Origin of the sequence: Citrobacter sp. C6_1, assembly GCF_014596835.2 — a bacterium.
Classification (GTDB): domain Bacteria; phylum Pseudomonadota; class Gammaproteobacteria; order Enterobacterales; family Enterobacteriaceae; genus Citrobacter; species Citrobacter pasteurii.
Genome location: NZ_CP115031.1, coordinates 4,173,884 through 4,198,161, shown reverse-complemented (window position 1 = coordinate 4,198,161; position 24,278 = coordinate 4,173,884). Strand labels below are relative to the sequence as shown.

The window sequence follows — 24,278 nt, the reverse complement described above, 5'->3', positions numbered from 1 at the left end:
TTAACGGGGTCAGGCTACCTGAACCTGCCTGTCATAGCGATACGGCGCAACAAACTTCTGCCGACAGGCGTCGAGCCAGTCCGACCACCACTGCATCATCTGCGTGCGCTCGTCGAGGTGCTCCGCTTTGTGAATATACGCGGCGCGAACGTTGTTGCGCTCCTGATGGCTCATTTGCCGCTCCACGGCGTCTTTCGACCAGCGACCGGACTCGATCAGCGCGCTACAGGCCATGGTGCGGAAACCGTGGCCGCAGACGTCCACTTTCGTGTCATAGCCCATCACCCGCAGCGCCTTGTTGATGGTGTTTTCACTCATTGGCTTACGCGGATCGTGATCGCCGGGAAACAGCAGTTCACTGCTGCCGGACAGCAATTTTAGCTGTTTTAGCACCGCAACCGCCTGTTTTGACAGCGGCACCAGATGCTGCATTTTCATCTTTGCGCCACGCTCTGAATAACGCACATCCGGGATAGGCTCACGCTCGGCGGGAATGATCCACATTGCGCCATCCAGATCGATCTCCGCCCAGCGGGCAAAACGTAACTCACTGGAGCGGATAAAGATCAGCAGGTTAAGCTGTACCGCCAGCCGGGTTAACAGTCTGCCGGAATAGCTTTCCAGCTTCTCCAGTAACTCCGGGATCTTCTCCAGCGGCAGGGCGGGGTAGTGGTTTTTCGGCGGCGGCGCGATGGCACCCGTCAGATCATTGGCCGGGTTGCTGGCGATCAGGCTCTCCTGAACCGCGTAGCGCATGATCGCCGTGGTACGTTGTTGAATGCGTGCGGCGGTTTCAAGATTACCCTTTCTCTCAGCCACCCGCAGCGGGATCAGCAGATCGGCAGTTTTCAAATCGGCGACAGGGAATTTGCCAATGAGCGGGAAAACATGCAACTCCAGCGAGCGCAGGACTTTGGCCGCGTGGGCTTCATTCCAGCGGATATTTCCCGTTAACCATTTGCGGGCAACATCTTCAAAGGTATTGCCGCTTTTCTTCGCCTGCTTCTCCTGCTGCTTCTTCACTCCCGGATCGTCGCCTGCGCTGAGTAAAGCGCGTGCTTCTTCACGCAGCTTACGCGCATTCGCCAGCGTCACGGTCGGGTAAGCGCCAAACGCCAGCTTCTTCTCCTTGCCGCCGAAGCGGTACTTGAGTTGCCAGAGCTTAGAGCCGTTAGGTTTAATCAGCAGGTACAGGCCCTGCGCGTCGCTGAGTTTGTAAGGTTTGTCGATGGGCTTGGCGTTACGGATGGCGGTATCGGTGAGTGGCATTGCGGGGGCTCCAGAGTTTATCGAACCAACAGGCCCCCAATTAAGCCCCCAAAAACTCTGGATGTCAAAAAATCTGGCAGTATCTATTGATACTCCAGACTCTTTGTAACTTACTGATTTTTTAACGTTTCAGGACGTATAGAGACGCCATGAAACTAAATAGTGGTGCCCGGACTCGGAATCGAACCAAGGACACGGGGATTTTCAATCCCCTGCTCTACCGACTGAGCTATCCGGGCAACGGGGCGCATTAAACCGTATTCACGCATGCCAGTCAATCAAATTTCTGGAAAAGCTGCTCAACCGCTTAATATTACGGCAATCTGTGTGTTTTTGCCTGACGTTTGCACAAACTTTCCTGATAATCCAGGTGGAAGGGGGGATGGTAAGACAAGGTGAATAACAGGGTATTTCGCACCACCGTGAAGATGGTGCGGTTTTAGCCGTGCGCAGGAAAGGAATGCTCGTTTAGGTCAGCGCCCCGCCCATACGACACTGAGCAAAACGCAGGATATCCTCGGCCAGACGATGTGCTGTTTCTACATCAGCATGGCTGCGATTAACCAGCATACGACTCAGGCAGCCCTCCAGCACCAGTTCCATCTGTTTGGCGACCATTGCCGGGTCATCAACTTCCAGCGTCGTCAGCAACTCATGGGTGAAGTCATGCGCCGCCTTTTTTTGCTGATCGGCCAACTGATGGACAGGATGGCCTGGATCGGGGTAAAACGTGCAGGCAGCGATAAACAGGCAACCGGGATAGCGATTATTGCTCACGCATTCGGACAGCGCGTTGTAGCGCGCCAGTAATTTCTGTTCAGCACTCAGGGTATCATCCAGCAAAAGCTGACGCCGCCAGATATCTACCCGCTGGCTGAGGTAACGTAACGCATCGTACAGAATGGCCTCTTTATCGGGCCAAAAGCGTTGTAGTTCATCAAGAGGATAATTGATACGTTCGGCCACCATTTCCAGCGTGGTATTGGCTATCCCTTGAACCTCAAGTAATTTCAGGGCTTCTCCCAGGACATCTTCACGTTGCACGGTATTCTCCTCCGTATTTCCTGTTGCAAGTGTCGCTCACGGTTGGCGATCGCGCAAATGTGCGCTGAAGGCTGCGGCATCCATAAAGCCCGTTACCCGAGCCTCCGGGTGCTCTTTCCCCTCAGCGTCAAAGAACAAAATAGTCGGCAAACCTAAAACCTGTAAATGCTTCAGCAGAGCAACATCCTGGGCATTGTTTGCCGTCACATCCGCCTGCAAAAGCACTGTGTCGCCGAGCACTTGCTGAACCTGCGGGTTGCTGAACGTATACTTCTCAAACTCTTTGCAGGCCACGCACCAGTCGGCATACAGATCCAACATAACGGGCTTGCCTTTAGCTTGTGCCAGCGCCTGATTTAGCGCATCTACCGATGCTACCGGCGTAAAGTTAAGATGCGTCTGGTTTTGAGCATGCGGCGCACCGAACGCCCAGTCCTGCAATGGTCGTACGCTGACCAGCGCGGCGGCTAACAGAATGATCTGCACGATACGCATCCAGCCTTGTTTTGCCTGCAGACTGGTGATGAACGCCCAGGCAAAGAATGCTACGCCAAGCAGTGACCACAGGCGAATGCCCCACTCATCACCGATAATCCGCTCGAGTAAAAAGACGGGAAGCGCAAGGATGACGAAACCAAAAGCGGTCTTGACGTGTTCCATCCATGGGCCACTTTTCGGCAGCAGACGGTTACCAAATACGGTAATCAGCATCAGGGGTAATCCCATCCCCAATGCGTACAGATACAGCGTACCGCCTCCCAGCCACATATTCCCGCTCTGAGCGATATACAGCAAAATCGCGCTCAGTGGTGCCGTGGTGCAAGGGGAACAGATCAGTCCAGCAATCGCCCCCATTGTAAATACGCTGCCCGGAGAACCGCCCTGCTGGCGGTTACTCATCAATGTCAGACGCGTTTGCAGTGAGGAAGGGAGTTGTAATGTGAACAAGCCGAACATCGACAGAGCCAGCAGCGTAAAGACAATGGCAAGCCCAATCAATACATAGGGATGCTGTAGCGCGGCCTGAAACTGTAGCCCGGCAGCCGCAACGACCAGGCCCAGAGCAGTGTAGGTGAGCGCCATTCCCTGGACGTAGATAAAGGTCAGCAGCAGAGCCCGCCCGGTTGATAAGCGCTGCTTGCCGCCGAGTACGATGCCGGAAATCAGTGGATACATCGGCAGTACACAGGGGGTAAAGGCAATGCCAATCCCGATCAGCAATGCCCACAGTGCGGAAAAGGGGAGTTGGGCGGCTGGCTGTGATTGTTCTTCCGGGGCGACTGTATCAGGTGTTGGTGTAGGCATCGCATCTGTATGAGCCATGACTTCACTGAGTGGAACGGTTTTGGTTTCCGGCGGATAGCAAAATCCGGCGTTGGCACAGCCCTGGTACGTGACCGTTAATGTGGCGCCAGATTTTGCCTGATTGACCGTGACCGGGATGGTCAACTGTTTACGGTAAATCTCACTTTTGCCGTAAAACTCATCTTCATGCCAGACACCCGGCGGAAGTTTTACCTCAGCGATATCGGCCTGAGATGGCGTAATGCTTATCTGTTTGCGATACAGATAGTAGCCGTCTTTTACCTGCCATGAGAGGTTCAGGTCATGTTGGTTTTGCTGAAAATCAAAAATAAATGCCCGGTCGGCAGGGACAAACTGCGAGCGGCCAGGCGAATCAAATAATCCGGCAAAAGTGGATGTGCTGCATAGCAGCAGGATCAGCGTAAGGATGCGTTGAGCCATGAGCGGTAATCAAAGTCTCCGTGAGTGACGGGTAAAACCAGAAGTTCAGGGGTTTGATACGGATGATGAGACTTCAGGCAATCGAGAAGCGCTTGCTGGTGTGTGACGGTAGTTTTTAAAATCATCTGGACTTCATATTCCTGCTCCAGCTTACCCTCCCAATAATAGAGAGATGTTGCACCGGGCAGCAGCGTCACGCAGGCGGCCAGTTTTTCTGCCAGTACTTTTGCAGCCAGATCCTGGGCTGTTGCTTCATCCGGGGCGGTACAGAGCACCACAACGGTATCGGGGATGGAGATATCCTGACTCTTAACATCAAGCATAAACACCTCGAAAGAACAGAGTAACCAGCTAAAGAGTGGTCACTATACAACGGACGAGGGAAGGATGTTAGCTAAAGCAGGGTGATGAAGAGGAGGAACTGCAGGGCGCGAAGGCACCCTGCAGTAAAGTCTTACAGCATGAAGCTACCCAGCAAGAAGCCGAAGCAGACAGCCAGAACCACACCCAGAGTACCCGGGATGAAGAACGGATGGTTAAAGACGAATTTACCGATACGGGTAGTACCGGTGTCATCCATCTGAACCGCAGCAACCAGAGTTGGGTAGGTAGGCAGAATGAACAGACCAGAAACCGCAGCGAAAGACGCTACAGCGGTCAGTGGAGAAACGTTCAGTGCCAGAGCCATCGGCATCAGTGCTTTAGCCGTTGCAGCCTGAGAATACAGCAGAGCAGAAGCAAAGAAGAAGATGACGGCCAGCAGCCACGGATGACCCTGAATTACGCTACCTGCAGTATCTTTGATCCAGTCAATGTTGTGAGATACGAAGGTATCACCCAGCCATGCAACACCCAGGATACAAATACAGGCGCTCATACCGGCTTTGAAGGTGCTGGAGTTCAGGATGGAGTCAGTTTCAACGCGGCAGACGATCGTTGTCAGCGTCGCGACGCTTAGCATGATGATCAGGATTGCGTTGGTGGTGTTCATCAGCGGTTTAGCGACCAGGCCAAGGCTTGGGCTGTTGATGATGGCGTATACAACTACGCAAACCACGCCCAGCAGGAACAGCCAAACGGAGGTTTTCGCACCGGCTTTGATTTCAACTTGTCTTTCACCGCGCAGTTCAACCAGGCCTTCTTCCAGACGCTTACGATAAATCGGGTCGTCAGACAGTTTGGAGTTGAACAGTGCAGTGATCAGGAAAGACATCACCAGAACGGCCAGCAGGGTGGACGGAATGACCACGGACAGCAGGTGAATGTAGCTGATGCCATGACCTTCCATGACGGAAGACATGTAAACTACGGCCGCAGAGATAGGTGATGCGGTAATCGCAATCTGTGCAGAAACCACGGCAGTAGAGAGCGGACGGCAAGGTTTGATCCCTTGCTCCTTCGCGACTTCAGCGATAACTGGCAGCGTTGCCAGAGAGATGTTGCCGGTACCCGCGAAGATAGTCAGGAAATAGGTCACGATCGGTGCAAGGATCGTGATGTATTTCGGGTTCTTACGCAGCAGTTTTTCAGTTTGATGGACCAGATAGTCCAGACCACCTGCAATCTGCATGGCAGAGATAGCAGCGATAACCGCCATGATAATGGAAATAACATCGAACGGAATATTACCCGGTTTTACGCCAATAGCGGCGAGAACCAGAACACCCAGCCCACCTGCAAATCCAATACCGATACCCCCAAGTCTGGCACCTAAAAAGATTGCCAGCAAAACGATGATAAGTTCTAAAACTATCATATTAGCCTTCCTTGTTGTTTAACAAGTTGATATTAAATTGTTGTTTTTAAGTAACTTGGTGCAAGAAAAAAGGCACGTCATCATGACGTGCCCTCTCTGGTACTACCCTACACGATTACTGTTCGCTTTCATCAGTATAACGTTTTGCTTTATAAGCCGGGTGCATCAGGTTCTGTGCAGAGAAGATATCGTCCAGTTCTGCCTCGGTCAACAGACCGCGCTCCAGGACAACTTCACGCACGCTCTTACCGGTTTCGGCACAAATTTTACCGACGATATCGCCGTTGTGGTGACCGATGAACGGGTTGAGGTAGGTGACGATACCGATGGAGTTATAAACGAATGCTTCACACACTTCTTTGTTAGCAGTGATACCGCTAACGCATTTTTCCAGCAGGTTGTAGCAAGCGTTGCTCAGGATGTGGATAGATTCGAACATTGCCTGGCCGATAACAGGTTCCATTACGTTCAGCTGCAGCTGACCTGCTTCAGATGCCATGGTAACAGTGACGTCGTTACCGATGACTTTAAAGCACACCTGGTTTACAACTTCTGGAACAACCGGGTTCACTTTTGCTGGCATGATGGAAGAGCCCGCCTGCAGTTCCGGCAGGTTGATCTCATTCAGGCCGGCACGTGGGCCAGAGGAGAGCAAACGCAGGTCGTTACAGATTTTGGACATTTTCACAGCCAGACGTTTCAGTGCACTGTGCACCATAACGTATGCGCCGCAGTCGGAGGTGGCTTCAATCAGGTCTTCTGCCGGAACGCAGGCGAAACCGGTCACTTCAGCCAGTTTTTGCACTGCCAGCGGAGAGTACTCTTTCGGTGTGTTCAGACCCGTACCGATTGCAGTTGCGCCGAGGTTAACTTCCAGCAGCAGCTCAGCGGTACGACCAATGTTTTTCACTTCTTCTTTCAACAGTACGCTGAAAGCACGGAATTCCTGGCCGAGGGTCATCGGTACAGCATCCTGCAGCTGGGTACGACCCATTTTCAGGATGTCCTGGAATTCAACTGCTTTTTGCTCGAAGCCTTCACGCAGCTGGTTCAGAGCATCAATCAGTTTGATGATGGATGCGTAAACAGCGATACGGAAACCGGTCGGGTAAGCGTCGTTGGTAGACTGACATTTGTTGACGTGGTCGTTCGGGTTCAGGTACTGATATTCACCTTTCTGGTGACCCATCAGTTCCAGACCGATATTGGCCAGCACTTCGTTGGTGTTCATGTTGACGGAGGTACCCGCACCACCCTGGTAAACATCTACCGGGAATTGATCCATGCATTTTCCGTTATTCAGGACTTCATCACACGCCGCGATGATGGCATTTGCCACACTCTTAGGAATAGTTTGCAGCTCTTTGTTGGCCAGTGCCGCTGCCTTTTTAACCATTACCATGCCGCGAACAAATTCAGGAATGTCACTGATTTTGTTGTTGCTAATGTAGAAGTTTTCAATCGCTCTCAGAGTGTGAACACCATAGTAAGCGTCCGCTGGAACTTCCCTGGTACCCAACAAGTCTTCTTCGATACGAATGTTGTTTAACATGTGAACCTTCTTTTTCAAGCTGCCAATGATTTGACTAAACACACAGGATATATGTGATTTCGATTGTTTCTCGACCGACGATTATCCCCTGCATCGGTCTGATACCCGAGATCATATGCTGGTTCAGGATTTCTACCGTAATCTGGATCACTTAAAGCGTGGAATTTACCCCTTATTTATTATTCTGTGAAATAGATCACCCCTTTAGGATTAACACCAAATATTAGTGTACAAGTAGCTTGAAATTTTGCTAATCACCACAATATTAGAGTGATGCAAGTCACACAATTTTCGAACAGTTGTTGGTGAAAACGACTGTTTTCAACAGGAGAGCCCTTTGCGCTGGATACCATTACTTGCCATTTTTCTCTATGTTTACATAGAGATATCTATTTTTATCCAGGTCGCCCATGTGCTGGGTGTCCTGATGACCCTGATTTTGGTTATTTTTACCTCGGTTATCGGTATGTCTCTGGTTCGTAACCAAGGGTTTAAGAACTTTTTACTGATGCAACAGAAAATGGTAGCAGGTGAAAGTCCGGCTGCAGAAATGATCAAGAGCGTGTCGCTGATTATCGCCGGCTTGCTGTTGGTGTTACCTGGTTTCTTCACCGATTTCCTCGGTCTTCTTCTTTTATTACCCCCGGTGCAGAAACATTTGACCATGAAGTTACTGCCGCATTTGCGTTTTTCTCGTATGCCAGGTGGTGGATTTAGTGCCGGAACCGGTGGCGGTGAGACTTTTGATGGTGAATTTCAGCGCAAGGATGACAAGCGCGACAGCATCGAACATAAAGACGATCGTCGGGATTAAGCCTCAGTATGTAGGCCGGATAAGCGTTAGCGCCATCCGGCAAAAGTGTTTATAGGCCGGATGATGGCGTCAACGTTGCCTTATCCGGCCTGCGGGGTAAAAACAGCCACAGCCCCATCAGCATAATCAACGCATACAGACTCTTCCAGCCGACCATCGCCAGCAGCAGTAGGCACAGCAGCCCCCCCACTGTAGCCAGTACGCGATAGTGCCCTTTTAGCAATCGACACCCTGCCAGCATGCATAGCAGATAAATCATAATAAAGATGCCGTTAGCGTAGACAATTAACGCATCGAGATTGATTTGTAGCATATAGATGCACAAGGTACTGACGACGCAGCAACCCAATACCGCGTTTAGCGCATTGGCCGGAAGATGGCGAGGGGACAGGCGAGCCAGATAGCTCTCAGGTTTATATTGTGCTTGCGACCACACCAGACGGGCGAAACTTTGGATATAAATGTTCAGGCTGGCAAAGCAGGCCAGATAACCAATGATGCAGGCAACCCACAGGGCGTGAACGCCAAACAGTTGGACGACGATTTCAGGCAGCGATGCCGCCGCTGCCATCTGTTCACCATAGGCATCAAAATGTAGCACAACGACGGTACATGCCCAGTACACGGAACCGGCCAGTAGCAGGCCAATCATCAGGGCGCGCGGGAAATCCCGTTCTGGATTTTTGAATTCAGAGGCCAGGTGTGCGAATGCTTCAAGGCCAACAAAGCACCAGAACATCACCGACAGCGCGGCAAAAAGCCCGGGAAACTCAATCTTGTCGATGGCAGGAAAGGGGATCTCACTCGGTTTCAACTCGCCAGCCCACCAGATGGCGACAATCAGCGCGACGATCAGTCCGGCAATTACCGTTTGCAGGTTTGCGCTGGAGCTGGCACCCCGCGAACCGATGTACCAGACCAATACCAGCGTGCCGAGCTCTGCCAACAGAAGCTGCCAACCATGCCAGCCAAACATCGCCTGGCCAAATCCGGCGGCAATATGTAATGCCGCTGGTAACCCCACTGGGATCACCGACAAAAATAACCATCCGGTGACGCGCTCAAGCCGTGATCCAAAGGCCATGCCGACAAAATGCGCCACGCCGCCTGCGCTGGGAAAATGGCGACCGAGTACGGCAAAGACAATCGCCACCGGAAAGACTAAAACGATCAGCACTGGCCATGCCCACAGGCTGTTGTTGCCAGCAACCAGCGCGGCCAGTGCAGGGACGGCAAAAACGCCTGTACCTAACAATGATGTCGACAACAGGCCAACGCCTTGAGCCAGTCCCAGCTCTTGTTTTAGTCCGCTCATAAGTTGTTATCCGGTTATGCCCATGTACCGGGCTACAGCGCAGATTTTCGATGGTATCACAATCGGATTTGCTTATGACGACGTGGCTGAAATCGTTATGAAATGTGAGGCGTGTCGGTGTTTTGACGGGATTTTCTGCTGATAAAAATTTTTTTTCGCTTGCCCCCTTGAAGGCACAAAAGCCCATCCCCATCTCTCTGGTCACTAGCCGGGATACCGTTTACGGGCCGGCGTCACCCATAACTGATAAAGACTTTCTCAAAGGAGAGCTATCAATGAGTATTCGTCCGTTACATGATCGTGTGATCGTCAAACGTAAAGAAGTTGAATCCAAATCTGCTGGTGGCATCGTACTGACCGGTTCCGCTGCAGGTAAATCAACTCGTGGCGAAATCATCGCTGTCGGTAAGGGTCGCATCCTGGACAACGGTTCTGTACAGCCGCTGGACGTGAAAGTCGGCGATATTGTCATTTTCAACGATGGCTACGGTGTTAAATCTGAGAAGATCGACAATGAAGAAGTGTTGATCATGTCCGAAAGCGACATCCTGGCAATCGTTGAAGCCTAATCCGCGAACGACACTGAACATACGAATTTAAGGGAAAGAGAAAATGGCAGCTAAAGACGTAAAATTCGGTAACGACGCTCGTGTGAAAATGCTGCGCGGCGTGAATGTACTGGCAGATGCAGTGAAAGTTACCCTCGGTCCAAAAGGCCGTAACGTAGTTCTGGATAAATCTTTCGGTGCACCGACCATCACTAAAGATGGTGTTTCCGTCGCACGTGAAATCGAACTGGAAGACAAGTTCGAAAACATGGGTGCGCAGATGGTGAAAGAAGTTGCCTCTAAAGCGAACGACGCTGCAGGCGACGGTACCACCACCGCAACCGTACTGGCCCAGTCCATCATCACTGAAGGCCTGAAAGCTGTTGCTGCGGGCATGAACCCGATGGATCTGAAACGTGGTATCGACAAAGCTGTCGCTGCTGCAGTTGAAGAACTGAAAGCACTGTCCGTACCGTGCTCCGACTCTAAAGCTATTGCTCAGGTTGGTACCATCTCCGCTAACTCCGACGAAACTGTAGGTAAACTGATCGCTGAAGCGATGGACAAAGTCGGTAAAGAAGGCGTGATCACCGTTGAAGACGGTACAGGTCTGCAGGACGAACTGGACGTGGTTGAAGGTATGCAGTTTGACCGCGGTTACCTGTCTCCTTACTTCATCAACAAGCCGGAAACTGGCGCAGTAGAACTGGAAACGCCGTTCATCCTGCTGGCTGATAAGAAAATCTCCAACATCCGCGAAATGCTGCCGGTTCTGGAAGCCGTTGCTAAAGCAGGCAAACCGCTGCTGATCATCGCTGAAGATGTTGAAGGCGAAGCGCTGGCTACTCTGGTTGTTAACACCATGCGTGGCATCGTTAAAGTGGCTGCAGTTAAAGCACCTGGCTTCGGCGACCGTCGCAAAGCAATGCTGCAGGATATCGCAACCCTGACTGGCGGTACCGTCATCTCTGAAGAGATCGGTATGGAGCTGGAAAAAGCAACTCTGGAAGATCTGGGCCAGGCGAAACGCGTTGTTATCAACAAAGACACCACCACCATCATCGATGGCGTGGGTGAAGAAGCGGCAATCCAGGGTCGTGTGACTCAGATTCGTCAGCAGATCGAAGAAGCAACTTCTGATTACGACCGTGAAAAACTGCAGGAGCGCGTAGCGAAACTGGCTGGCGGTGTTGCGGTGATCAAAGTCGGTGCTGCAACCGAAGTTGAAATGAAAGAGAAGAAAGCCCGCGTTGAAGATGCCCTGCACGCGACCCGTGCTGCGGTAGAAGAAGGCGTGGTTGCTGGTGGTGGTGTTGCGCTGATTCGCGTAGCGTCTAAAATTGCCGGCCTGAAAGGTCAGAACGAAGACCAGAACGTAGGTATCAAAGTTGCGCTGCGCGCAATGGAATCCCCACTGCGTCAAATCGTACTGAACTGCGGCGAAGAGCCGTCTGTTGTTGCTAACACCGTGAAAGCCGGTGACGGTAACTACGGTTACAACGCTGCAACTGAAGAATACGGCAACATGATCGACATGGGTATCCTGGATCCGACCAAAGTAACCCGCTCTGCTCTGCAGTACGCGGCTTCTGTTGCGGGCCTGATGATCACCACCGAGTGCATGGTTACCGACCTGCCGAAAGGCGATGCACCTGACTTAGGTGCTGCTGGTGGTATGGGCGGCATGGGCGGTATGGGCGGCATGATGTAATCATGTTGTTCTGAACCTCTCAGAATTGAGAAACCCTCGGGCAGAAATGTCCGGGGGTTTTTCTTTTGGTCATCTTTTTAGTATATGATTCAGCTATGGACATAAGGTCCAGCTCATTGATTATGGGGAATAACATGCACGTGAAATATTTAGCAGGGATCGTTGGTGCCGCGCTACTGATGGCGGGTTGTAGCTCCAGCAACGAACTGAGTTCAGCCGGACAAAGCGTTCGCTTTGTTGAAGATAAGCCAGGTGCTGAGTGTCAGTTGATCGGCACTGCGACCGGTAAACAGAGCAACTGGCTTTCTGGCCAGCATGGCGAAGAGGGCGGCTCTATGCGTGGCGCGGCGAATGATCTGCGTAACCAGGCCGCTGCAATGGGCGGTAACGTGATTTATGGCGTCAGCAGCCCATCCCAGGGAATGCTGTCCAGCTTTGTACCGACTGCCAGCGAGATGAATGGCCAGGTTTATAAGTGCCCTAACTGATTACACTTCATCCTTCAACCAGCCCCTTTGTTGGCTGCGCTGTGAAACCCCAGTCACATAGTTATCTATGCTCCTGGGGATTTTCTTCGCTTGCCGCCGCGATGCAGATTGAATGATTTTGTGTAATAAAGTGGCCTGGACAGGCTCATGCAATCGTAGGCCTGATAAGCGCAGCGCCATCAGGCATTCTGAGTCTTATGCGCAGACTGAACGCGTAAATGATGCAGCGCGCGCAGGCACTGATCCTGATTGAGCTTTTGCGTCTTATCACCCGTCAACGTTCTGACAAACACCTGGCACGGTACACCGGCAAGTTTTTTCAGCCGTGGGCTGAAATCGAGCAGACGGCGAGTAATGGCTTCGGCCTCTTTGCTGCCGGAAAGAGCGCGAGTTTTTACTACCGAACCACAGTACTGGGCTTTTCCTTTATCATCCGTATAGCGGTAAATAATCGCCAGATAATGATTAAACAGGTTATGTTTCCATTCGGGTTGTGTATAAGAATCGTATTCCAGATTGTCGTTTTGCTGGCAATCCACATCGTACAGCGGCAGAAAATCCAGCAGCGATGTAATTCGTAGCGCTAAATCCCGCATGCCAGCATTATTTATTGTATGAATAATTGCATGCGCCAACACCTGAATCTGTAATTCATTAATCAGTAATTCATCTGTTTTCCCGTCATGCAGCGTCAGAGAAAATGCTAAGTTCTCCCCTTTATCATCCACTAACGTCAGTGAATTTATGCGACGGTTAATATCCGCATTCTTTAACTCATCTTCCTGAATTAAGGGAATATTTTCGTGCATCTTTTTGCTGGCTTTCTCGCATTCTTTCTCATATTGCACACGCTCGTCTTCGCTTAGTTGATGTTTGGCGTATAGCTTGCTTTCCAGAGCAATAAACAAGTCTCTTAGCCCAAGCGGAGAAAGAAAAAACAGCGACTCTTTATTTCTTGGTTCTTTTATCTTTAATGCCAAAGCAACAAATTCATTCTTCTGACGAATAACGCCGGTATTAATACCTTTAATACTGATAGCCATCAAAGGTTCTCCCTAACCATATATTTATTGATGTTCTGCATTTGAAACTTTTGATAAAATTTACGAATGAATGATTTTACAGCGCTAATTAAAATAGCACAGATTAAAAGTGTGGCTCCACTTGTTGGAATTTAAATGATAAGTAATCGTGTCGAGTGTCCGAAATCGGACACTCAATAATGACTATTGTTGGCGTAACTGCAAATCCAACGGCGTTTTACTGGGCTCACCGCCAATTTCGCGCGCCAGTTTTGGGACCATATAGCCTGAAATCAGCGTCAGCAGCTCTCGCATGATTTTCCGCGCCTCATCGTCACTCACCATAAAGTGAGCGGCTCCTTGCACTTTATCCAAAACATGCAGGTAATAGGGCATTACGCCCGCATCAAACAGTGCATTGCTCAGGTTTGCCAGCGTTTGTGCGTTGTCGTTCACGCCACGCAGCAGGACGCTTTGATTAAGCAATGTGACACCCACTTTACGCAAGCTGGCCATTGCCTGACGAAATGTCTCATCAATTTCGTTCGCGTGGTTAATGTGATTCACCAACAGAATTTGCAGGGAAGATCGCGCAAAACGATCGACTAACCCTTCGGTAATACGAGCTGGGATCACAATTGGCAAGCGGCTGTGAATTCGCAGACGCTTAATATGTGAAATGGCCTCCAGTTGCGTGAGTAACCAGTCAAGCTCGTGGTCCTTAGCCATGAGGGGATCGCCACCGGAGAAAATAATCTCATCCAGCTCAGGGTGCGCGGCGATGTAATCTAACGCCACCTGCCAGTTACGTTTATTCCCCTGGTTCTCGGCATACGGGAAGTGGCGACGGAAGCAATAGCGGCAGTTTACCGCACATCCGCCTTTTACCAGCAGCAACGCCCGGTTGCGATATTTGTGCAGCAATCCAGGAACGACGCTGTGCTGCTCTTCCAGTGGATCGGTAGAGAATCCGGGGGCGGCAACGAATTCATCCTGCGAGGTAAGCACCTGACGCAGTAGCGGATCGTTGGGGTTGCCTTTCTCCATGCGTGCGATAAACGATCGTGGCACGCGAAGGGCAAAAAGACGTTTTGCCTCACGACCAGCGAGCAAATTTTCATCAGCGTCTATATTCAAAAGACGTAATAGTTCATCCGGATCGGTGAGAACATCGGCAAGTTGTACTAACCAATCTTCTCTGGATGGGGTGTTTAGGGTTACAATATGCGCCATTTTGTGGCTTAGCTACCAGTTAACAATTTCAGAGGGCCTTATGGCGACTTACTATAGCAACGATTTTCGTGCCGGTCTTAAAATCATGATGGATGGCGAACCTTATGCGGTTGAAGCCAGTGAATTCGTTAAACCGGGTAAAGGCCAGGCATTTGCACGCGTTAAGCTGCGCCGCCTGCTGACCGGTACTCGTGTAGAGAAAACCTTCAAATCCACCGACTCCGCAGAAGGCGCAGACGTTGTCGATATGAACCTGACTTACCTGTACAACGACGGTGAGTTCTACCATTTCATGAACAACTCCACTTTCGAACAGCTGGCTGCTGACGCGAAAGCGGTAGGTGATAGCGCTAAATGGCTGCTGGATCAGGCTGAGTGCATCGTGACCCTGTGGAACGGTCAGCCAATCTCCGTGACCCCGCCTAACTTCGTTGAGCTGGAAATCATTGAAACTGACCCAGGTCTGAAAGGTGACACTGCAGGTACTGGTGGTAAACCAGCGACGCTGTCCACCGGTGCAGTGGTTAAAGTTCCGCTGTTCGTACAGATCGGCGAAGTCATCAAAGTGGATACCCGCTCTGGCGAATACGTATCCCGCGTGAAGTAATATTCTTCATCTTTCAGGCTGCATCAGGCGGCCTGAAAGATTTTGCGTATTTCTAAGATGTTGGTGCAGATTGCTGCGCCATACTTTTCCAGGGCAGGAATGATGAAACGTCTTCTCGGTCTTGTAATGCTTATCCTTTTCACCAGCACCCTCCTGGCGGGCTGTAATACGGCGCGCGGCTTCGGTGAAGATATCAAACATCTCGGTAATTCAATTTCTCACGCTGCCAGCTAGTCCCCTCATATTGTCTTAAAAATGGTCGTTTATCCGTCACCCCCCCGGATCTTGTCTATTATTAAGTAGCTATACACAAACAATATTGGCTAGAAAAGGAAGGCGTTATGGTTAAGAAGACAATTGCTGCGATCTTTTCTGTGTTGGTACTTTCTTCCGTATTAACGGCGTGTAATACGACGCGAGGCGTAGGTCAGGATATTTCTGAGGGCGGTAGTGCCATTTCTGGTGCAGCGACAAAGGCTCAGCAATAACTATGAACGGTACGACGCACCGTCGTACCGTTAATTCATCTTCTCAGGTAGAGAGAGAAACGGTGAAAAGCGATTCCCCAGGTGCAGCTTCATACGGATATTTCGCTTATAGGTGTATACCGTCTTACCATGAATGCAGAGCGCGGCGGCTATTGCATTGTTATCAACGCCATCCATCCACAACGACAGTACCTTCTCTTCCTGTGGTGTAAGCAGCGGTGTGGCATTTTTAGGTGTATCCAATACGGGGCGGATCTGTAGTGCATTCTGGATCGTGCGCGAAAGATCATGCAACGCGATGTGTTTGGACAATGTCGAGTGAACGGCAGAGTGAAGGGGATCGATGGGGTTATGCGATCGGTCGCCTGATTGTAGTAAAATCAGCGGGATGGCGCCGCAGCTCATAAAAAATGGTGCGATGGGGGGGCTGGAGTGAATATCGCTGAGAAAACTACATAAATCTGCGATTACCAGATGAGGCTTCCACTGCAAAATATGCTCTTTAGCCAACATCAGATTATTAATCCCTGACACCAGAAATGAAGAGTTGAACATACCAGAATGATTAAGCAAGGCCTCTATCCCTGTGCGGGTAAAGTGGCACCGGTCAATCACTAAAATTTTAAGCATAAACCTTTCGCATTCAGAAGAGGATCAAATGGCTTTCTGAGTTCAGAAAGCTCTTCATCATAGAGAAGTCCAATGTGAGCCAAATGCGGGAACTACGCCTCTAATTGGGCTTAATTCTTGCTTTAAGTAAGCAATGAATAAAAAGGTTGAAATTCATTTTCTCCCGGGCAAAAATGCCATTTCATACATCCGCTTTGCAGGACGACCTGCAAACGCATCTTTCACCCGGGGACGGCCCCATCGTGTACTGGAGCCTGTTATGTCCTGGATCGTTTTACTTATCGCGGGCCTGCTTGAAGTTGTCTGGGCGATTGGTCTGAAATATACCCACGGTTTTACCCGTTTAACGCCAAGTATTATCACCATTGCGGCGATGATCGTCAGTATCGCTATGCTTTCCTGGGCGATGAGAACGCTACCGGTTGGTACGGCTTATGCCGTCTGGACCGGGATTGGCGCGGTAGGGGCAGCCATTACCGGCATTCTGCTATTGGGCGAATCAGCCAGTCCGGCGCGTCTGCTCAGCCTGGGGTTGATTGTTGCCGGCATTATTGGCCTGAAGCTCAGCAGCCACTAAGCGCCGGGTTGTTTTACCCAAATCAACTTGTTCACTTCAAACCCCTCCCGGGTCGCGACTGCCAGCATCTGCTGTTTCATCTCATCTGAAATCGTTGGGGTACGAGAGAGGATCCACAGATAGTCGCGATCCGGGCCGCAGACCAGCGCGTGACGATATTCCCTATCGAGCGCAATCACGTTATACCCGCCATAGAAAGGGCCGAAGAACGAGACCTTGAGCGCAGCGCGGTTTGGATCGCCGGTGAAATAGGCTTTACCCTCGGTTTTCTGCCACATTTCCCTGTCTGGGTTATAGCCCTTGTTGATCACATTGATGCCGCCGTCGTCGCGCAAGCTGTAGGTTGCGGTCACTTTTTCCAGTCCACGCTCGAATCGATGGTCGAAACGTGCAATTTCATACCAGGTGCCCAGATAGCGTTTGGCATCAAAGTTATTCACCACGGTAACGCCTTTCGGCGGTGTAGGGGAACTGCAAGCAACAACCAGAAATGCAGCCGTAACTGCAGCAACGACGGGCAGAATGCGCATAGTGTTTTCCTTGCTGTTTTTTGTTAAGTGTAGATGACAGCAGGAAAAAAAGATCAAGAATGGAGGCCCGATTTACCGGACCTCTTTGTCAGTTATTGCAACTTTTCCAGGATGCGCCAGGCGGCCTCTACGCGAGCCGGGTTAGGGTAGCTTTTGTTTGCCAGCATCACGATGCCAAGATTTTTTTCTGGCACGAAGGCAACGTAACTGCCAAATCCGCCAGTAGACCCTGTTTTATGCACCCATGAGGCTTTCACGACTGGGGCTGGCGGATTTACCTCAACGGCGGGCAGCGCTGCCAGCGCCACTTTGCTGTCGCTACCGCTGATTATCGAGTCGGCTTTCACTGGCCAGTTCAGCATCTCCCAGCCCAGTCCCTGATACATATCGCCAATACGCCAGTAACGTGACTGCGCAAGCTCAATGCCCTGCTGGAGTGTTTTCTCCTTAACCTGGTTGGCGTCCATGTTGGCCTGAACCCAACGGGTCATATCGATGATGCTGGATTTCACGCCATAGGCTTCGGCATCAAGTTGGCCGGGGAAAACATGCACTGGCTTTCCTTCATGATAGCCCCAGGCATAATCTTTTTGTTCTCTCTGTGGAACCGTAATCCAGGTGTGTGTGAGTTTTAATGGTTGCAGGACGCGTCTGGTCAGTGCCTCTTCATAGCTCATCCCTGAAGGTTTCGCCGCCAGTGCGCCAAACAGACCAATGCTGGAGTTAGCATAGAGACGTTTAGCGCCCGGAGCCCACTGAGGTTGCCAGTTTTGATAAAAGTGCAGCAATGCGGTTTTATCCGTCACCTCGTCGGGGATCTGAAGCGGCAGGCCACCTGCCGTGTATGTGGCTAAGTGCAGCAGACTAATGTTCTGCCACTGTTTGCCTGTGAGTTCCGGCCAGTACAGAGTGACCGGATCGCTGAGTTTGATTTCGCCGCGGGCGATCGCATCGCCGCCCAGCACGCCATTGAAGGTCTTACTGACTGAACCGAGTTCGAACAGTGTGTTCTGTGTGATCGGACGATTATTGGTGATATCAGCTTTACCCCAGGTAAAGTAATACGGTTTTCCCTGGTAGATAACGGCCACGGCCATACCCGGAATAGCCTGTTCCTTCATCAGCGGTGTGATGGTGCGGTTAACGATATCGGCAATGTGTTGTTCTGTCTTAGGGGCGGCAAACGTGGAGAAAGGGGCGGCCAGCAGTAGCGCGCAGCATAACGATTTTTTCATCATGAAATCATTTCCGTAATAAAAAGCGAAAGGGTGTCCGGGCCCATCAGACGCGACCAGTTTGTTTGATTTGTACCGTGTTGACAAACGGTTAAATTTAGCAGCAGATATAAGTTTTTCTAACGGGTTAGATGATGACGCGTAGCTATATCCCACTTAATTCTCTACGGGCTTTTGAAGCGGCCGCCAGGCATCTCAGCTTTACCCGCGCAGCAATTGAGCTGAATGTAACGCATTCTGCCATCAGCCAGCATGTGAAAGCGTTGGAGCAGCAGTTGAATTGTCAGCTCTTTATTCGCGTTTCACGAGGCCTGATGCTCACGACAGAAGGTGAGAGTCTGTTACCTGTACTTAATGATTCTTTCGATCGTATGGCGGCGATGTTAGACCGCTTTGCCGGTAACCAGGCTCAGGAAAAACTGAAAATTGGTGTGGTGGGCACTTTTGCGGTGGGGTGCCTTTTCCCACTTCTGCACGATTTTAAACGGAGTTATCCGCATATCGATTTACAGCTTTCCACGCATAATAACCGTGTTGATCCTGCTGCAGAGGGGCTGGATTATACCATTCGCTATGGTGGTGGAGCCTGGCACGATACCGATGCGCAATATTTATGTAGCGCGCTGATGTCTCCACTGTGTTCGCCAATATTGGCTTCGCAGATTCAAACGCCTGCGGACATCCTGAAATTTCCATTATTGCGATCGTATCGGCGGGATGAATGGGCGCTTTGGATGCAGGCGGCCGGAGAGGCGCCTCCGTCACCGACGCACAACGTGATGGTGTTTGATTCGTCCGTCACCATGCTGGAAGCCGCTCAGGCGGGGATCGGTGTGGCAATTGCGCCAGTCAGAATGTTCACGCATTTACTCAGTAGTGAACGTATCGTACAACCGTTTTTAACGCAGATTGATTTGGGAAGTTACTGGATTACGCGATTGCAATCCCGTCCGGAGACGCCTGCGATGCGTGAGTTTTCCCGCTGGTTGATCGGCGTTGTGCACAAATAAAAAGGCCCGCCAGTGGCGGGCCCAATAGGTAACAGCTGCGATTAGATAGTCAGAATGCCAATCGCTGTTACAACGGTCAGGATAGCAGCCAGGCCGTAGAATACCCATTTGCCAGCAGGCACGTGGATTTTCAGGTCATGCATCGCGTGGTGCATACGGTGTAAACCACACCACAGCGGCAGAACGATCATCAGGAACAGAAACGCACGTCCGATGAAGCTCTGAGCGAATGCCAGTACGCGTTCATAGCTGAAAGCATCAGGAACAAAGCCCAGCGGCAGCATAATGCCTACCAGCAGGATCATTACCGGCGCAATGATTGCGCTCCACATACCGCCTGCACCAAACAGGCCCCAGAATACGGGTTCGTCAGAGCGTTTTGGATTTGGATTAATCATTCCGGACTCCTTACCAGAACAGGGCAACAAACAGTATGACTACTGTAGCAACCACAGTGACTGCCCAGAGACCTTTGATGATCGGCTCTGGCCCCATTTTTTCGTCTTTTACGATGATGTTGGCGGCTTTCGGCGCCAGCTCAAACCAGGTTTTGGTATGCAGCAGCGCTGCTGCCAGGGCGATAATGTTAAGGATTACCACCACCGGGTTTTGCAAAAAGGCGACAAAGCCCATCCAGGACTCTGCACCATGCTTGAGTGCAAACAGGCCGATAATCAGTTCAATGCTGAACCAGACTGCCGGGACTGCCGTGCCTTCACGCAGCATGTAAAAACGATAAAATGGCAGCTTTTTCCACCAGGTGGACGTCATTGGCCGCACATAGGCTTTACGTTTAGTCGTCATCGTGCACTCCTTAGCGTGGTTTCAGGGTAGCGATAAGAAAGTCTTTTGAACTTTCAACTTTACCCTGCTGAATGGCCGCAGCCGGATCGACGTGTTTCGGGCAGACTTCGGAGCAGTAGCCCACGAAAGTACAGGTCCAGACGCCGTTCGGGCTGTTCAACTGAGCCATACGCTCCTTCTTACCGTGGTCGCGGCTATCTTCGTTGTAACGATGCGCCAGCGTAATCGCAGCCGGTCCAATGAACTCAGGGTTCAGGCCGAACTGTGGGCACGCGGCGTAGCACAGACCACAGTTGATGCAACCGGAGAACTGATGATACTTCGCCATTTGCGCCGGAGTCTGGGTGTTTGGACCCTGATCCGGTGTACGCGGGTTACCGATGATGTACGGTTTGATCGCTTCCAGGCTTTCGATAAAGTGCGTCATGTCGACGACCAGATCGCGCTCAATCGGGAAGTTGCCCAGCGCTTCAACTTTCATACCGTTGGTGTAATCACGCAGGAAGGTTTTGCACGCCAGTTTTGGCACGTTGTTGACCATCATGCCGCAGGAGCCGCAGATCGCCATACGGCAGGACCAGCGGTAGCTCAGATCCGGTGCCAGGTTATCCTTGATGTAGCCCAGCGCATCCAGCAGTGACGTGGTTTCATCATAAGGAACTTCGTAGAAAGCACTGTGCGGCGCGGTATCGGTTTCCGGGTTATAGCGCACCACCTCAACTTTCAGGTTTTTCATCTCAGCCATTCGCCTTCTCCTTCTTATCGGCTGCTTCCGCTTCGCCACCGTAAACACGTTTAGCCGGTGGCAGAGTGGTGATTTTCACGTCGCTGTATTCCAGGCGAGTCGTGCCGTCAGCATCGCGGAAGGCGAGGGTGTGTTTGAGGAAGTTCACGTCGTCACGCTCGGTGCAGCCTTCATCCAGACGCTGGTGCGCGCCGCGGGATTCTTTACGTGCCAGAGCGGAGTGCGCCATACATTCAGCAACGTTCAGACCGTGACCCAGTTCGATGGTGTACAGCAGGTCGGTGTTGAAGACGCTGGAAGTATCAGTGATACGTACGCGCTTGAAGCGCTCCTGCAGTTCCGCCAGCTTATCAACGGTTTTCTGCATCAGTTCCGGCGTACGGTAGATACCGCAACCTTCTTCCATGGAAATGCCCATTTCGTCACGGATCTTAGACCAGTTTTCGTTACCTTGCTGGTTAACCAGGTCTTTCAGACGTTTTTCAACGCCAGCAACCTGTGCATCCAGAGCGGCACTGTTTGCAGCGCCAGCCGTTGCAGCGCGTTCCGCAGCTTGTTCACCGGCCATACGACCGAAGACCACCAGTTCCGCCAGGGAGTTAGAACCCAGACGGTTAGCGCCATGCAGACCAACAGAGGAACATTCGCCGACAGCGAAAAGACCTTTAATGCGGGTTTCACAGTGCTGATCGGTTTCGATACCGCCCATGGTGTAGTGCGCGGTCGGACGTACCGGGATCGGTTCTTTAACCGGATCGACACCCACGTAGGCTTTCGCCAGTTCGCAGATGAACGGTAAACGTTCGAGCAGTTTTTTCTCGCCGAGGTGACGCAGGTCGAGGTGAACCACATCGCCACGCGGAGTGGAAATGGTGTTGCCTTTGCGCCATTCGTGCCAGAAAGCCTGAGAAACTTTGTCGCGCGGACCGAGTTCCATATATTTGTTTTTCGGCTCGCCCAGCGGAGTTTCTGGGCCCATGCCGTAGTCTTGCAGATAACGATAGCCGTTTTTGTTGACCAGAATACCGCCTTCACCGCGGCAGCCTTCAGTCATCAGGATACCGGAACCAGGCAGACCAGTTGGGTGATACTGAACGAATTCCATATCACGCAGCGGAACGCCGTGGCTCAGCGCCATGCCCATACCGTCGCCGGTTACGATGCCGCCGTTGGTGTTGTAACGGTAAACACGACCCGCGCCGCCCGTTGCCATCACGACTGCGTTTGCACGGATTTGGACCAGGGTGCCTTCCATCATGTTCATGGCGACCAGGCCGCGAGCATGACCGTCGTCCACCAGGATATCCAGAACGAAGTGTTCATCAAAGCGCTGAATTTGCGAGAACTGCAATGAAGTTTGGAACAGCGTATGCAGCATGTGGAAGCCGGTTTTATCCGCGGCAAACCAGGTACGCTCGATTTTCATGCCGCCGAAGCGACGTACGTTGACGCTACCGTCTTCACGGCGGCTCCATGGGCAGCCCCATTGTTCCAGTTGCGTCATTTCAGTTGGGCAGTGGTGGACAAAGTAATCCACGACATCCTGCTCACACAGCCAGTCTCCGCCTGCTACCGTATCGTGAAAATGGTAGTCAAAGCTGTCATGATCCTGCGCGACAGCAGCAGAGCCGCCTTCGGCAGCAACGGTATGGCTGCGCATTGGGTACACTTTTGAGATCAGTGCGATTTTAGCGTTGGGATTTGCTTGTGCGGCAGCAATTGCAGCACGTAATCCCGCGCCACCGGCGCCTATAATGGCAAGATCGGCTTGAAAGGTTTGCACGACATTCCTCCAGATTGTTGTTATTTCATCCCCGTCCGAATTCAGATGCTTAATCGGCTTCAAACAGGTTATGAACGCGTTTCCACTGCTCCTTTATAGGTACAATAGTATAGTCTTAGGGATGTGAGGGAAATTTGACGTGTTCGATTTTTTTAGCGTATCAGAGGGCTGAATTATCATTGAATTTGATTAATTTAATTACTAAACCACCCATTGTTACTTTTTTTACCCGCCAGCCAGTGTTTATTATTCCCGCGTGAAATTTGTCTCGCTAGCGCGATACGAGTAGACTTCGTGCCCTTGTCTGAAATCGGAGAAACAACCATGAGCGAAACGGCAACCTGGCAGCCGAGCGCGTCCATCCCCAATCTGTTAAAACGTGCAGCAATTATAGCGGAGATTCGTCGCTTTTTTGCCGATCGTGGAGTGCTTGAGGTTGAGACACCTTGCATGAGTCAGGCGACGGTAACGGACATCCACCTGTTCCCGTTCGAAACGCGTTTCGTTGGCCCTGGTCATTCCCAGGGGATGAACCTCTATTTAATGACCAGCCCGGAATACCATATGAAGCGCCTGCTGGTCGCAGGATGTGGCCCGGTGTATCAGCTATGTCGCAGCTTCCGTAATGAAGAGATGGGGCGTCATCATAATCCTGAGTTCACCATGCTTGAGTGGTATCGCCCACACTACGACATGTATCGCCTGATGAATGAAGTGGATGATTTGCTGCAGCAAGTGCTGGACTGTTCACCTGCCGAAAGCCTTTCTTACCAGCAAGCTTTCCAGCGTCATCTGGAGATTGACCCGCTGTCTGCGGATAAAACCCAACTGCGGGAAGTGGCGGCGAAGCTGGATCTCAGCAATATCGCCGATACCGAAGAAGACCGGGATACCTTGCTGCAACTGCTGTTTACAATGGGCGTTGAGCCGCATATTGGCAAAGACAAACCAACGTTTGTGTACCATTTCCCGGCCAGTCAGGCGTCACTGGCACAAATCAGTACCGAAGATCATCGGGTCGCTGAGCGATTTGAGGTTTATTACAAAGGTATTGAGCTGGCGAATGGTTTCCATGAGTTGACCGACGCGCGCGAGCAGCAGCAACGGTTCGAGCAGGATAACCGCAAACGTGCTGCACGTGGTTTGCCGCAGCAGCCTATCGACACCAACCTGCTTGAAGCGTTAAAGGTAGGGATGCCGGATTGTTCTGGCGTGGCGCTGGGCGTTGACCGTCTGGTGATGCTGGCGCTGGGCGCAGAGAGCCTGGCTGAGGTTATCGCATTTACTGTCGATCGCGCGTAACCCACTCTTCTTCAATGCAAAGTGGCGGTAAAATCGCCACTTTGTAGCATATTTTTTCATTTTCCCTCT

The 24,278-nt window shown here is 51.4% G+C and carries 26 protein-coding genes and 1 tRNA gene; 10 read left to right on the top strand and 17 right to left on the bottom strand.

The window, feature by feature from the left end; all coding sequences use genetic code 11:
• Positions 1–9: 9 nt before the first annotated feature.
• The 7 genes from IB196_RS20150 to aspA all read right to left on the bottom strand — a co-directional run bounded on the left by IB196_RS20150 (position 10) and on the right by aspA (position 7,367).
• Entirely contained in the window at positions 10–1,269 is a 1,260-nt protein-coding gene (locus IB196_RS20150; protein WP_188232318.1) for an integrase arm-type DNA-binding domain-containing protein, read from the bottom strand.
• 163 nt (positions 1,270–1,432) lie between these two features.
• Positions 1,433–1,508, bottom strand: a tRNA-Phe gene (locus IB196_RS20145).
• 229 nt (positions 1,509–1,737) lie between these two features.
• On the bottom strand, positions 1,738–2,313 hold the full coding sequence (locus IB196_RS20140) for a transcriptional regulator (protein WP_040232932.1): 576 nt from the start codon (positions 2,311–2,313) through the stop codon (positions 1,738–1,740).
• 36 nt (positions 2,314–2,349) lie between these two features.
• A complete protein-coding gene (locus IB196_RS20135) occupies positions 2,350–4,059 on the bottom strand; it encodes a protein-disulfide reductase DsbD (protein WP_040232934.1) in 1,710 nt (569 codons plus the stop codon).
• Complete coding sequence (cutA, locus tag IB196_RS20130) at positions 4,035–4,382, bottom strand: divalent cation tolerance protein CutA (protein WP_003025447.1); 348 nt, start codon at positions 4,380–4,382, stop codon at positions 4,035–4,037. The genes IB196_RS20135 and cutA overlap by 25 nt, the downstream gene beginning before the upstream one ends.
• Positions 4,383–4,513: 131 nt before the next feature.
• Positions 4,514–5,815, bottom strand: coding sequence for an anaerobic C4-dicarboxylate transporter DcuA (dcuA, locus tag IB196_RS20125; RefSeq protein ID WP_003025449.1), 1,302 nt, complete (start codon positions 5,813–5,815; stop codon positions 4,514–4,516).
• Between the two features lie 115 nt (positions 5,816–5,930).
• The gene (gene aspA / locus IB196_RS20120; protein WP_040232935.1) at positions 5,931–7,367 is read right to left on the bottom strand and encodes an aspartate ammonia-lyase; all 1,437 of its coding nucleotides are present in this window, start codon (positions 7,365–7,367) and stop codon (positions 5,931–5,933) included.
• 337 nt (positions 7,368–7,704) lie between these two features.
• Between aspA and IB196_RS20115 the strand changes: the two genes are divergently transcribed.
• A complete protein-coding gene (locus IB196_RS20115) occupies positions 7,705–8,181 on the top strand; it encodes an FxsA family protein (RefSeq protein WP_188232319.1) in 477 nt (158 codons plus the stop codon).
• A 49-nt stretch (positions 8,182–8,230) separates the two neighbouring features.
• Here IB196_RS20115 and yjeH read toward each other — a convergent pair whose 3' ends face one another.
• Complete coding sequence (gene yjeH, locus IB196_RS20110) at positions 8,231–9,496, bottom strand: L-methionine/branched-chain amino acid transporter (RefSeq protein ID WP_188232320.1); 1,266 nt, start codon at positions 9,494–9,496, stop codon at positions 8,231–8,233.
• 275 nt (positions 9,497–9,771) lie between these two features.
• Here yjeH and IB196_RS20105 point away from each other — a divergent pair, with 275 nt between their 5' ends.
• From IB196_RS20105 to IB196_RS20095, 3 genes are all read left to right on the top strand, one after another.
• Positions 9,772–10,065 (top strand): co-chaperone GroES, encoded by a 294-nt coding sequence (locus IB196_RS20105; RefSeq protein WP_005120976.1) that lies wholly within the window; start codon positions 9,772–9,774, stop codon positions 10,063–10,065.
• Positions 10,066–10,108: 43 nt separating this feature from the next.
• Positions 10,109–11,755, top strand: a complete 1,647-nt coding sequence (groL, locus tag IB196_RS20100) for a chaperonin GroEL (protein WP_149692429.1) — start codon at positions 10,109–10,111, stop codon at positions 11,753–11,755.
• A 134-nt stretch (positions 11,756–11,889) separates the two neighbouring features.
• Positions 11,890–12,243: a DUF4156 domain-containing protein gene (locus IB196_RS20095; protein WP_005120974.1), complete on the top strand. Its 354-nt coding sequence runs from the start codon at positions 11,890–11,892 to the stop codon at positions 12,241–12,243.
• A gap of 179 nt (positions 12,244–12,422) precedes the next feature.
• Here IB196_RS20095 and yjeJ read toward each other — a convergent pair whose 3' ends face one another.
• Together yjeJ and epmB are read right to left on the bottom strand one after the other, a co-directional pair.
• A complete protein-coding gene (gene yjeJ, locus IB196_RS20090) occupies positions 12,423–13,286 on the bottom strand; it encodes a YjeJ family protein (protein ID WP_188232321.1) in 864 nt (287 codons plus the stop codon).
• 183 nt (positions 13,287–13,469) lie between these two features.
• Positions 13,470–14,498 carry an EF-P beta-lysylation protein EpmB gene (epmB, locus tag IB196_RS20085; RefSeq protein WP_040232942.1) on the bottom strand — a complete coding sequence of 343 codons (1,029 nt, stop codon included), beginning with the start codon at positions 14,496–14,498 and terminating at the stop codon, positions 13,470–13,472.
• A 40-nt stretch (positions 14,499–14,538) separates the two neighbouring features.
• Between epmB and efp the strand changes: the two genes are divergently transcribed.
• The 3 genes from efp to ecnB all read left to right on the top strand — a co-directional run bounded on the left by efp (position 14,539) and on the right by ecnB (position 15,593).
• On the top strand, positions 14,539–15,105 hold the full coding sequence (gene efp / locus IB196_RS20080; protein WP_005120972.1) for an elongation factor P: 567 nt from the start codon (positions 14,539–14,541) through the stop codon (positions 15,103–15,105).
• 99 nt (positions 15,106–15,204) lie between these two features.
• Positions 15,205–15,339, top strand: a complete 135-nt coding sequence (gene ecnA, locus IB196_RS20075) for a lipoprotein antitoxin entericidin A (RefSeq protein WP_040232999.1) — start codon at positions 15,205–15,207, stop codon at positions 15,337–15,339.
• Positions 15,340–15,446: 107 nt separating this feature from the next.
• Positions 15,447–15,593, top strand: a complete 147-nt coding sequence (gene ecnB, locus IB196_RS20070; RefSeq protein WP_003025482.1) for a lipoprotein toxin entericidin B — start codon at positions 15,447–15,449, stop codon at positions 15,591–15,593.
• A 30-nt stretch (positions 15,594–15,623) separates the two neighbouring features.
• Here ecnB and IB196_RS20065 read toward each other — a convergent pair whose 3' ends face one another.
• On the bottom strand, positions 15,624–16,223 hold the full coding sequence (locus IB196_RS20065) for a LuxR C-terminal-related transcriptional regulator (RefSeq protein WP_155021454.1): 600 nt from the start codon (positions 16,221–16,223) through the stop codon (positions 15,624–15,626).
• Positions 16,224–16,482: 259 nt separating this feature from the next.
• Here IB196_RS20065 and sugE point away from each other — a divergent pair, with 259 nt between their 5' ends.
• Entirely contained in the window at positions 16,483–16,800 is a 318-nt protein-coding gene (gene sugE / locus IB196_RS20060; RefSeq protein ID WP_155021455.1) for a quaternary ammonium compound efflux SMR transporter SugE, read from the top strand.
• Here the strand turns inward: sugE and IB196_RS20055 are convergent.
• Positions 16,797–17,330: a lipocalin family protein gene (locus IB196_RS20055; RefSeq protein WP_005122149.1), complete on the bottom strand. Its 534-nt coding sequence runs from the start codon at positions 17,328–17,330 to the stop codon at positions 16,797–16,799. The genes sugE and IB196_RS20055 overlap by 4 nt on opposite strands.
• Positions 17,331–17,422: 92 nt before the next feature.
• The gene (gene blaCMY, locus IB196_RS20050) at positions 17,423–18,568 is read right to left on the bottom strand and encodes a CMY-2 family class C beta-lactamase (RefSeq protein ID WP_188232322.1); all 1,146 of its coding nucleotides are present in this window, start codon (positions 18,566–18,568) and stop codon (positions 17,423–17,425) included.
• 131 nt (positions 18,569–18,699) lie between these two features.
• Between blaCMY and ampR the strand changes: the two genes are divergently transcribed.
• Positions 18,700–19,575 (top strand): LysR family transcriptional regulator AmpR, encoded by an 876-nt coding sequence (gene ampR / locus IB196_RS20045; RefSeq protein WP_188232336.1) that lies wholly within the window; start codon positions 18,700–18,702, stop codon positions 19,573–19,575.
• A gap of 41 nt (positions 19,576–19,616) precedes the next feature.
• Here ampR and frdD read toward each other — a convergent pair whose 3' ends face one another.
• Genes frdD through frdA form a run of 4 tightly spaced genes read right to left on the bottom strand, consistent with a single transcriptional unit; the run spans position 19,617 to position 22,907 of the window.
• Entirely contained in the window at positions 19,617–19,973 is a 357-nt protein-coding gene (frdD, locus tag IB196_RS20040; protein ID WP_003025535.1) for a fumarate reductase subunit FrdD, read from the bottom strand.
• Between the two features lie 10 nt (positions 19,974–19,983).
• Complete coding sequence (frdC, locus tag IB196_RS20035) at positions 19,984–20,379, bottom strand: fumarate reductase subunit FrdC (protein ID WP_003025537.1); 396 nt, start codon at positions 20,377–20,379, stop codon at positions 19,984–19,986.
• Positions 20,380–20,389: 10 nt separating this feature from the next.
• Positions 20,390–21,124 carry a fumarate reductase iron-sulfur protein gene (frdB, locus tag IB196_RS20030; protein WP_003025540.1) on the bottom strand — a complete coding sequence of 245 codons (735 nt, stop codon included), beginning with the start codon at positions 21,122–21,124 and terminating at the stop codon, positions 20,390–20,392.
• Entirely contained in the window at positions 21,117–22,907 is a 1,791-nt protein-coding gene (gene frdA, locus IB196_RS20025; protein WP_188232323.1) for a fumarate reductase (quinol) flavoprotein subunit, read from the bottom strand. Before frdA ends, frdB begins: the two co-directional genes overlap by 8 nt.
• 324 nt (positions 22,908–23,231) lie before the next feature.
• Here frdA and epmA point away from each other — a divergent pair, with 324 nt between their 5' ends.
• Entirely contained in the window at positions 23,232–24,209 is a 978-nt protein-coding gene (gene epmA / locus IB196_RS20020; RefSeq protein WP_003830517.1) for an elongation factor P--(R)-beta-lysine ligase, read from the top strand.
• Positions 24,210–24,278 lie beyond the last annotated feature (69 nt).

Coding starts and splice junctions, on each gene's coding strand:
- IB196_RS20150 (WP_188232318.1), bottom strand. CDS start 1,269: ATGCCACTCACCGATACCGCCATCCGTAACGCCAAGCCCATCGACAAA.
- IB196_RS20135 (WP_040232934.1), bottom strand. CDS start 4,059: ATGGCTCAACGCATCCTTACGCTGATCCTGCTGCTATGCAGCACATCC.
- cutA (WP_003025447.1), bottom strand. CDS start 4,382: ATGCTTGATGTTAAGAGTCAGGATATCTCCATCCCCGATACCGTTGTG.
- dcuA (WP_003025449.1), bottom strand. CDS start 5,815: ATGATAGTTTTAGAACTTATCATCGTTTTGCTGGCAATCTTTTTAGGT.
- aspA (WP_040232935.1), bottom strand. CDS start 7,367: ATGTTAAACAACATTCGTATCGAAGAAGACTTGTTGGGTACCAGGGAA.
- yjeH (WP_188232320.1), bottom strand. CDS start 9,496: ATGAGCGGACTAAAACAAGAGCTGGGACTGGCTCAAGGCGTTGGCCTG.
- IB196_RS20105 (WP_005120976.1), top strand. CDS start 9,772: ATGAGTATTCGTCCGTTACATGATCGTGTGATCGTCAAACGTAAAGAA.
- groL (WP_149692429.1), top strand. CDS start 10,109: ATGGCAGCTAAAGACGTAAAATTCGGTAACGACGCTCGTGTGAAAATG.
- IB196_RS20095 (WP_005120974.1), top strand. CDS start 11,890: ATGCACGTGAAATATTTAGCAGGGATCGTTGGTGCCGCGCTACTGATG.
- yjeJ (WP_188232321.1), bottom strand. CDS start 13,286: ATGGCTATCAGTATTAAAGGTATTAATACCGGCGTTATTCGTCAGAAG.
- epmB (WP_040232942.1), bottom strand. CDS start 14,498: ATGGCGCATATTGTAACCCTAAACACCCCATCCAGAGAAGATTGGTTA.
- efp (WP_005120972.1), top strand. CDS start 14,539: ATGGCGACTTACTATAGCAACGATTTTCGTGCCGGTCTTAAAATCATG.
- ecnA (WP_040232999.1), top strand. CDS start 15,205: ATGATGAAACGTCTTCTCGGTCTTGTAATGCTTATCCTTTTCACCAGC.
- ecnB (WP_003025482.1), top strand. CDS start 15,447: ATGGTTAAGAAGACAATTGCTGCGATCTTTTCTGTGTTGGTACTTTCT.
- IB196_RS20065 (WP_155021454.1), bottom strand. CDS start 16,223: ATGCTTAAAATTTTAGTGATTGACCGGTGCCACTTTACCCGCACAGGG.
- sugE (WP_155021455.1), top strand. CDS start 16,483: ATGTCCTGGATCGTTTTACTTATCGCGGGCCTGCTTGAAGTTGTCTGG.
- IB196_RS20055 (WP_005122149.1), bottom strand. CDS start 17,330: ATGCGCATTCTGCCCGTCGTTGCTGCAGTTACGGCTGCATTTCTGGTT.
- blaCMY (WP_188232322.1), bottom strand. CDS start 18,568: ATGATGAAAAAATCGTTATGCTGCGCGCTACTGCTGGCCGCCCCTTTC.
- ampR (WP_188232336.1), top strand. CDS start 18,700: ATGACGCGTAGCTATATCCCACTTAATTCTCTACGGGCTTTTGAAGCG.
- frdD (WP_003025535.1), bottom strand. CDS start 19,973: ATGATTAATCCAAATCCAAAACGCTCTGACGAACCCGTATTCTGGGGC.
- frdC (WP_003025537.1), bottom strand. CDS start 20,379: ATGACGACTAAACGTAAAGCCTATGTGCGGCCAATGACGTCCACCTGG.
- frdB (WP_003025540.1), bottom strand. CDS start 21,124: ATGGCTGAGATGAAAAACCTGAAAGTTGAGGTGGTGCGCTATAACCCG.
- epmA (WP_003830517.1), top strand. CDS start 23,232: ATGAGCGAAACGGCAACCTGGCAGCCGAGCGCGTCCATCCCCAATCTG.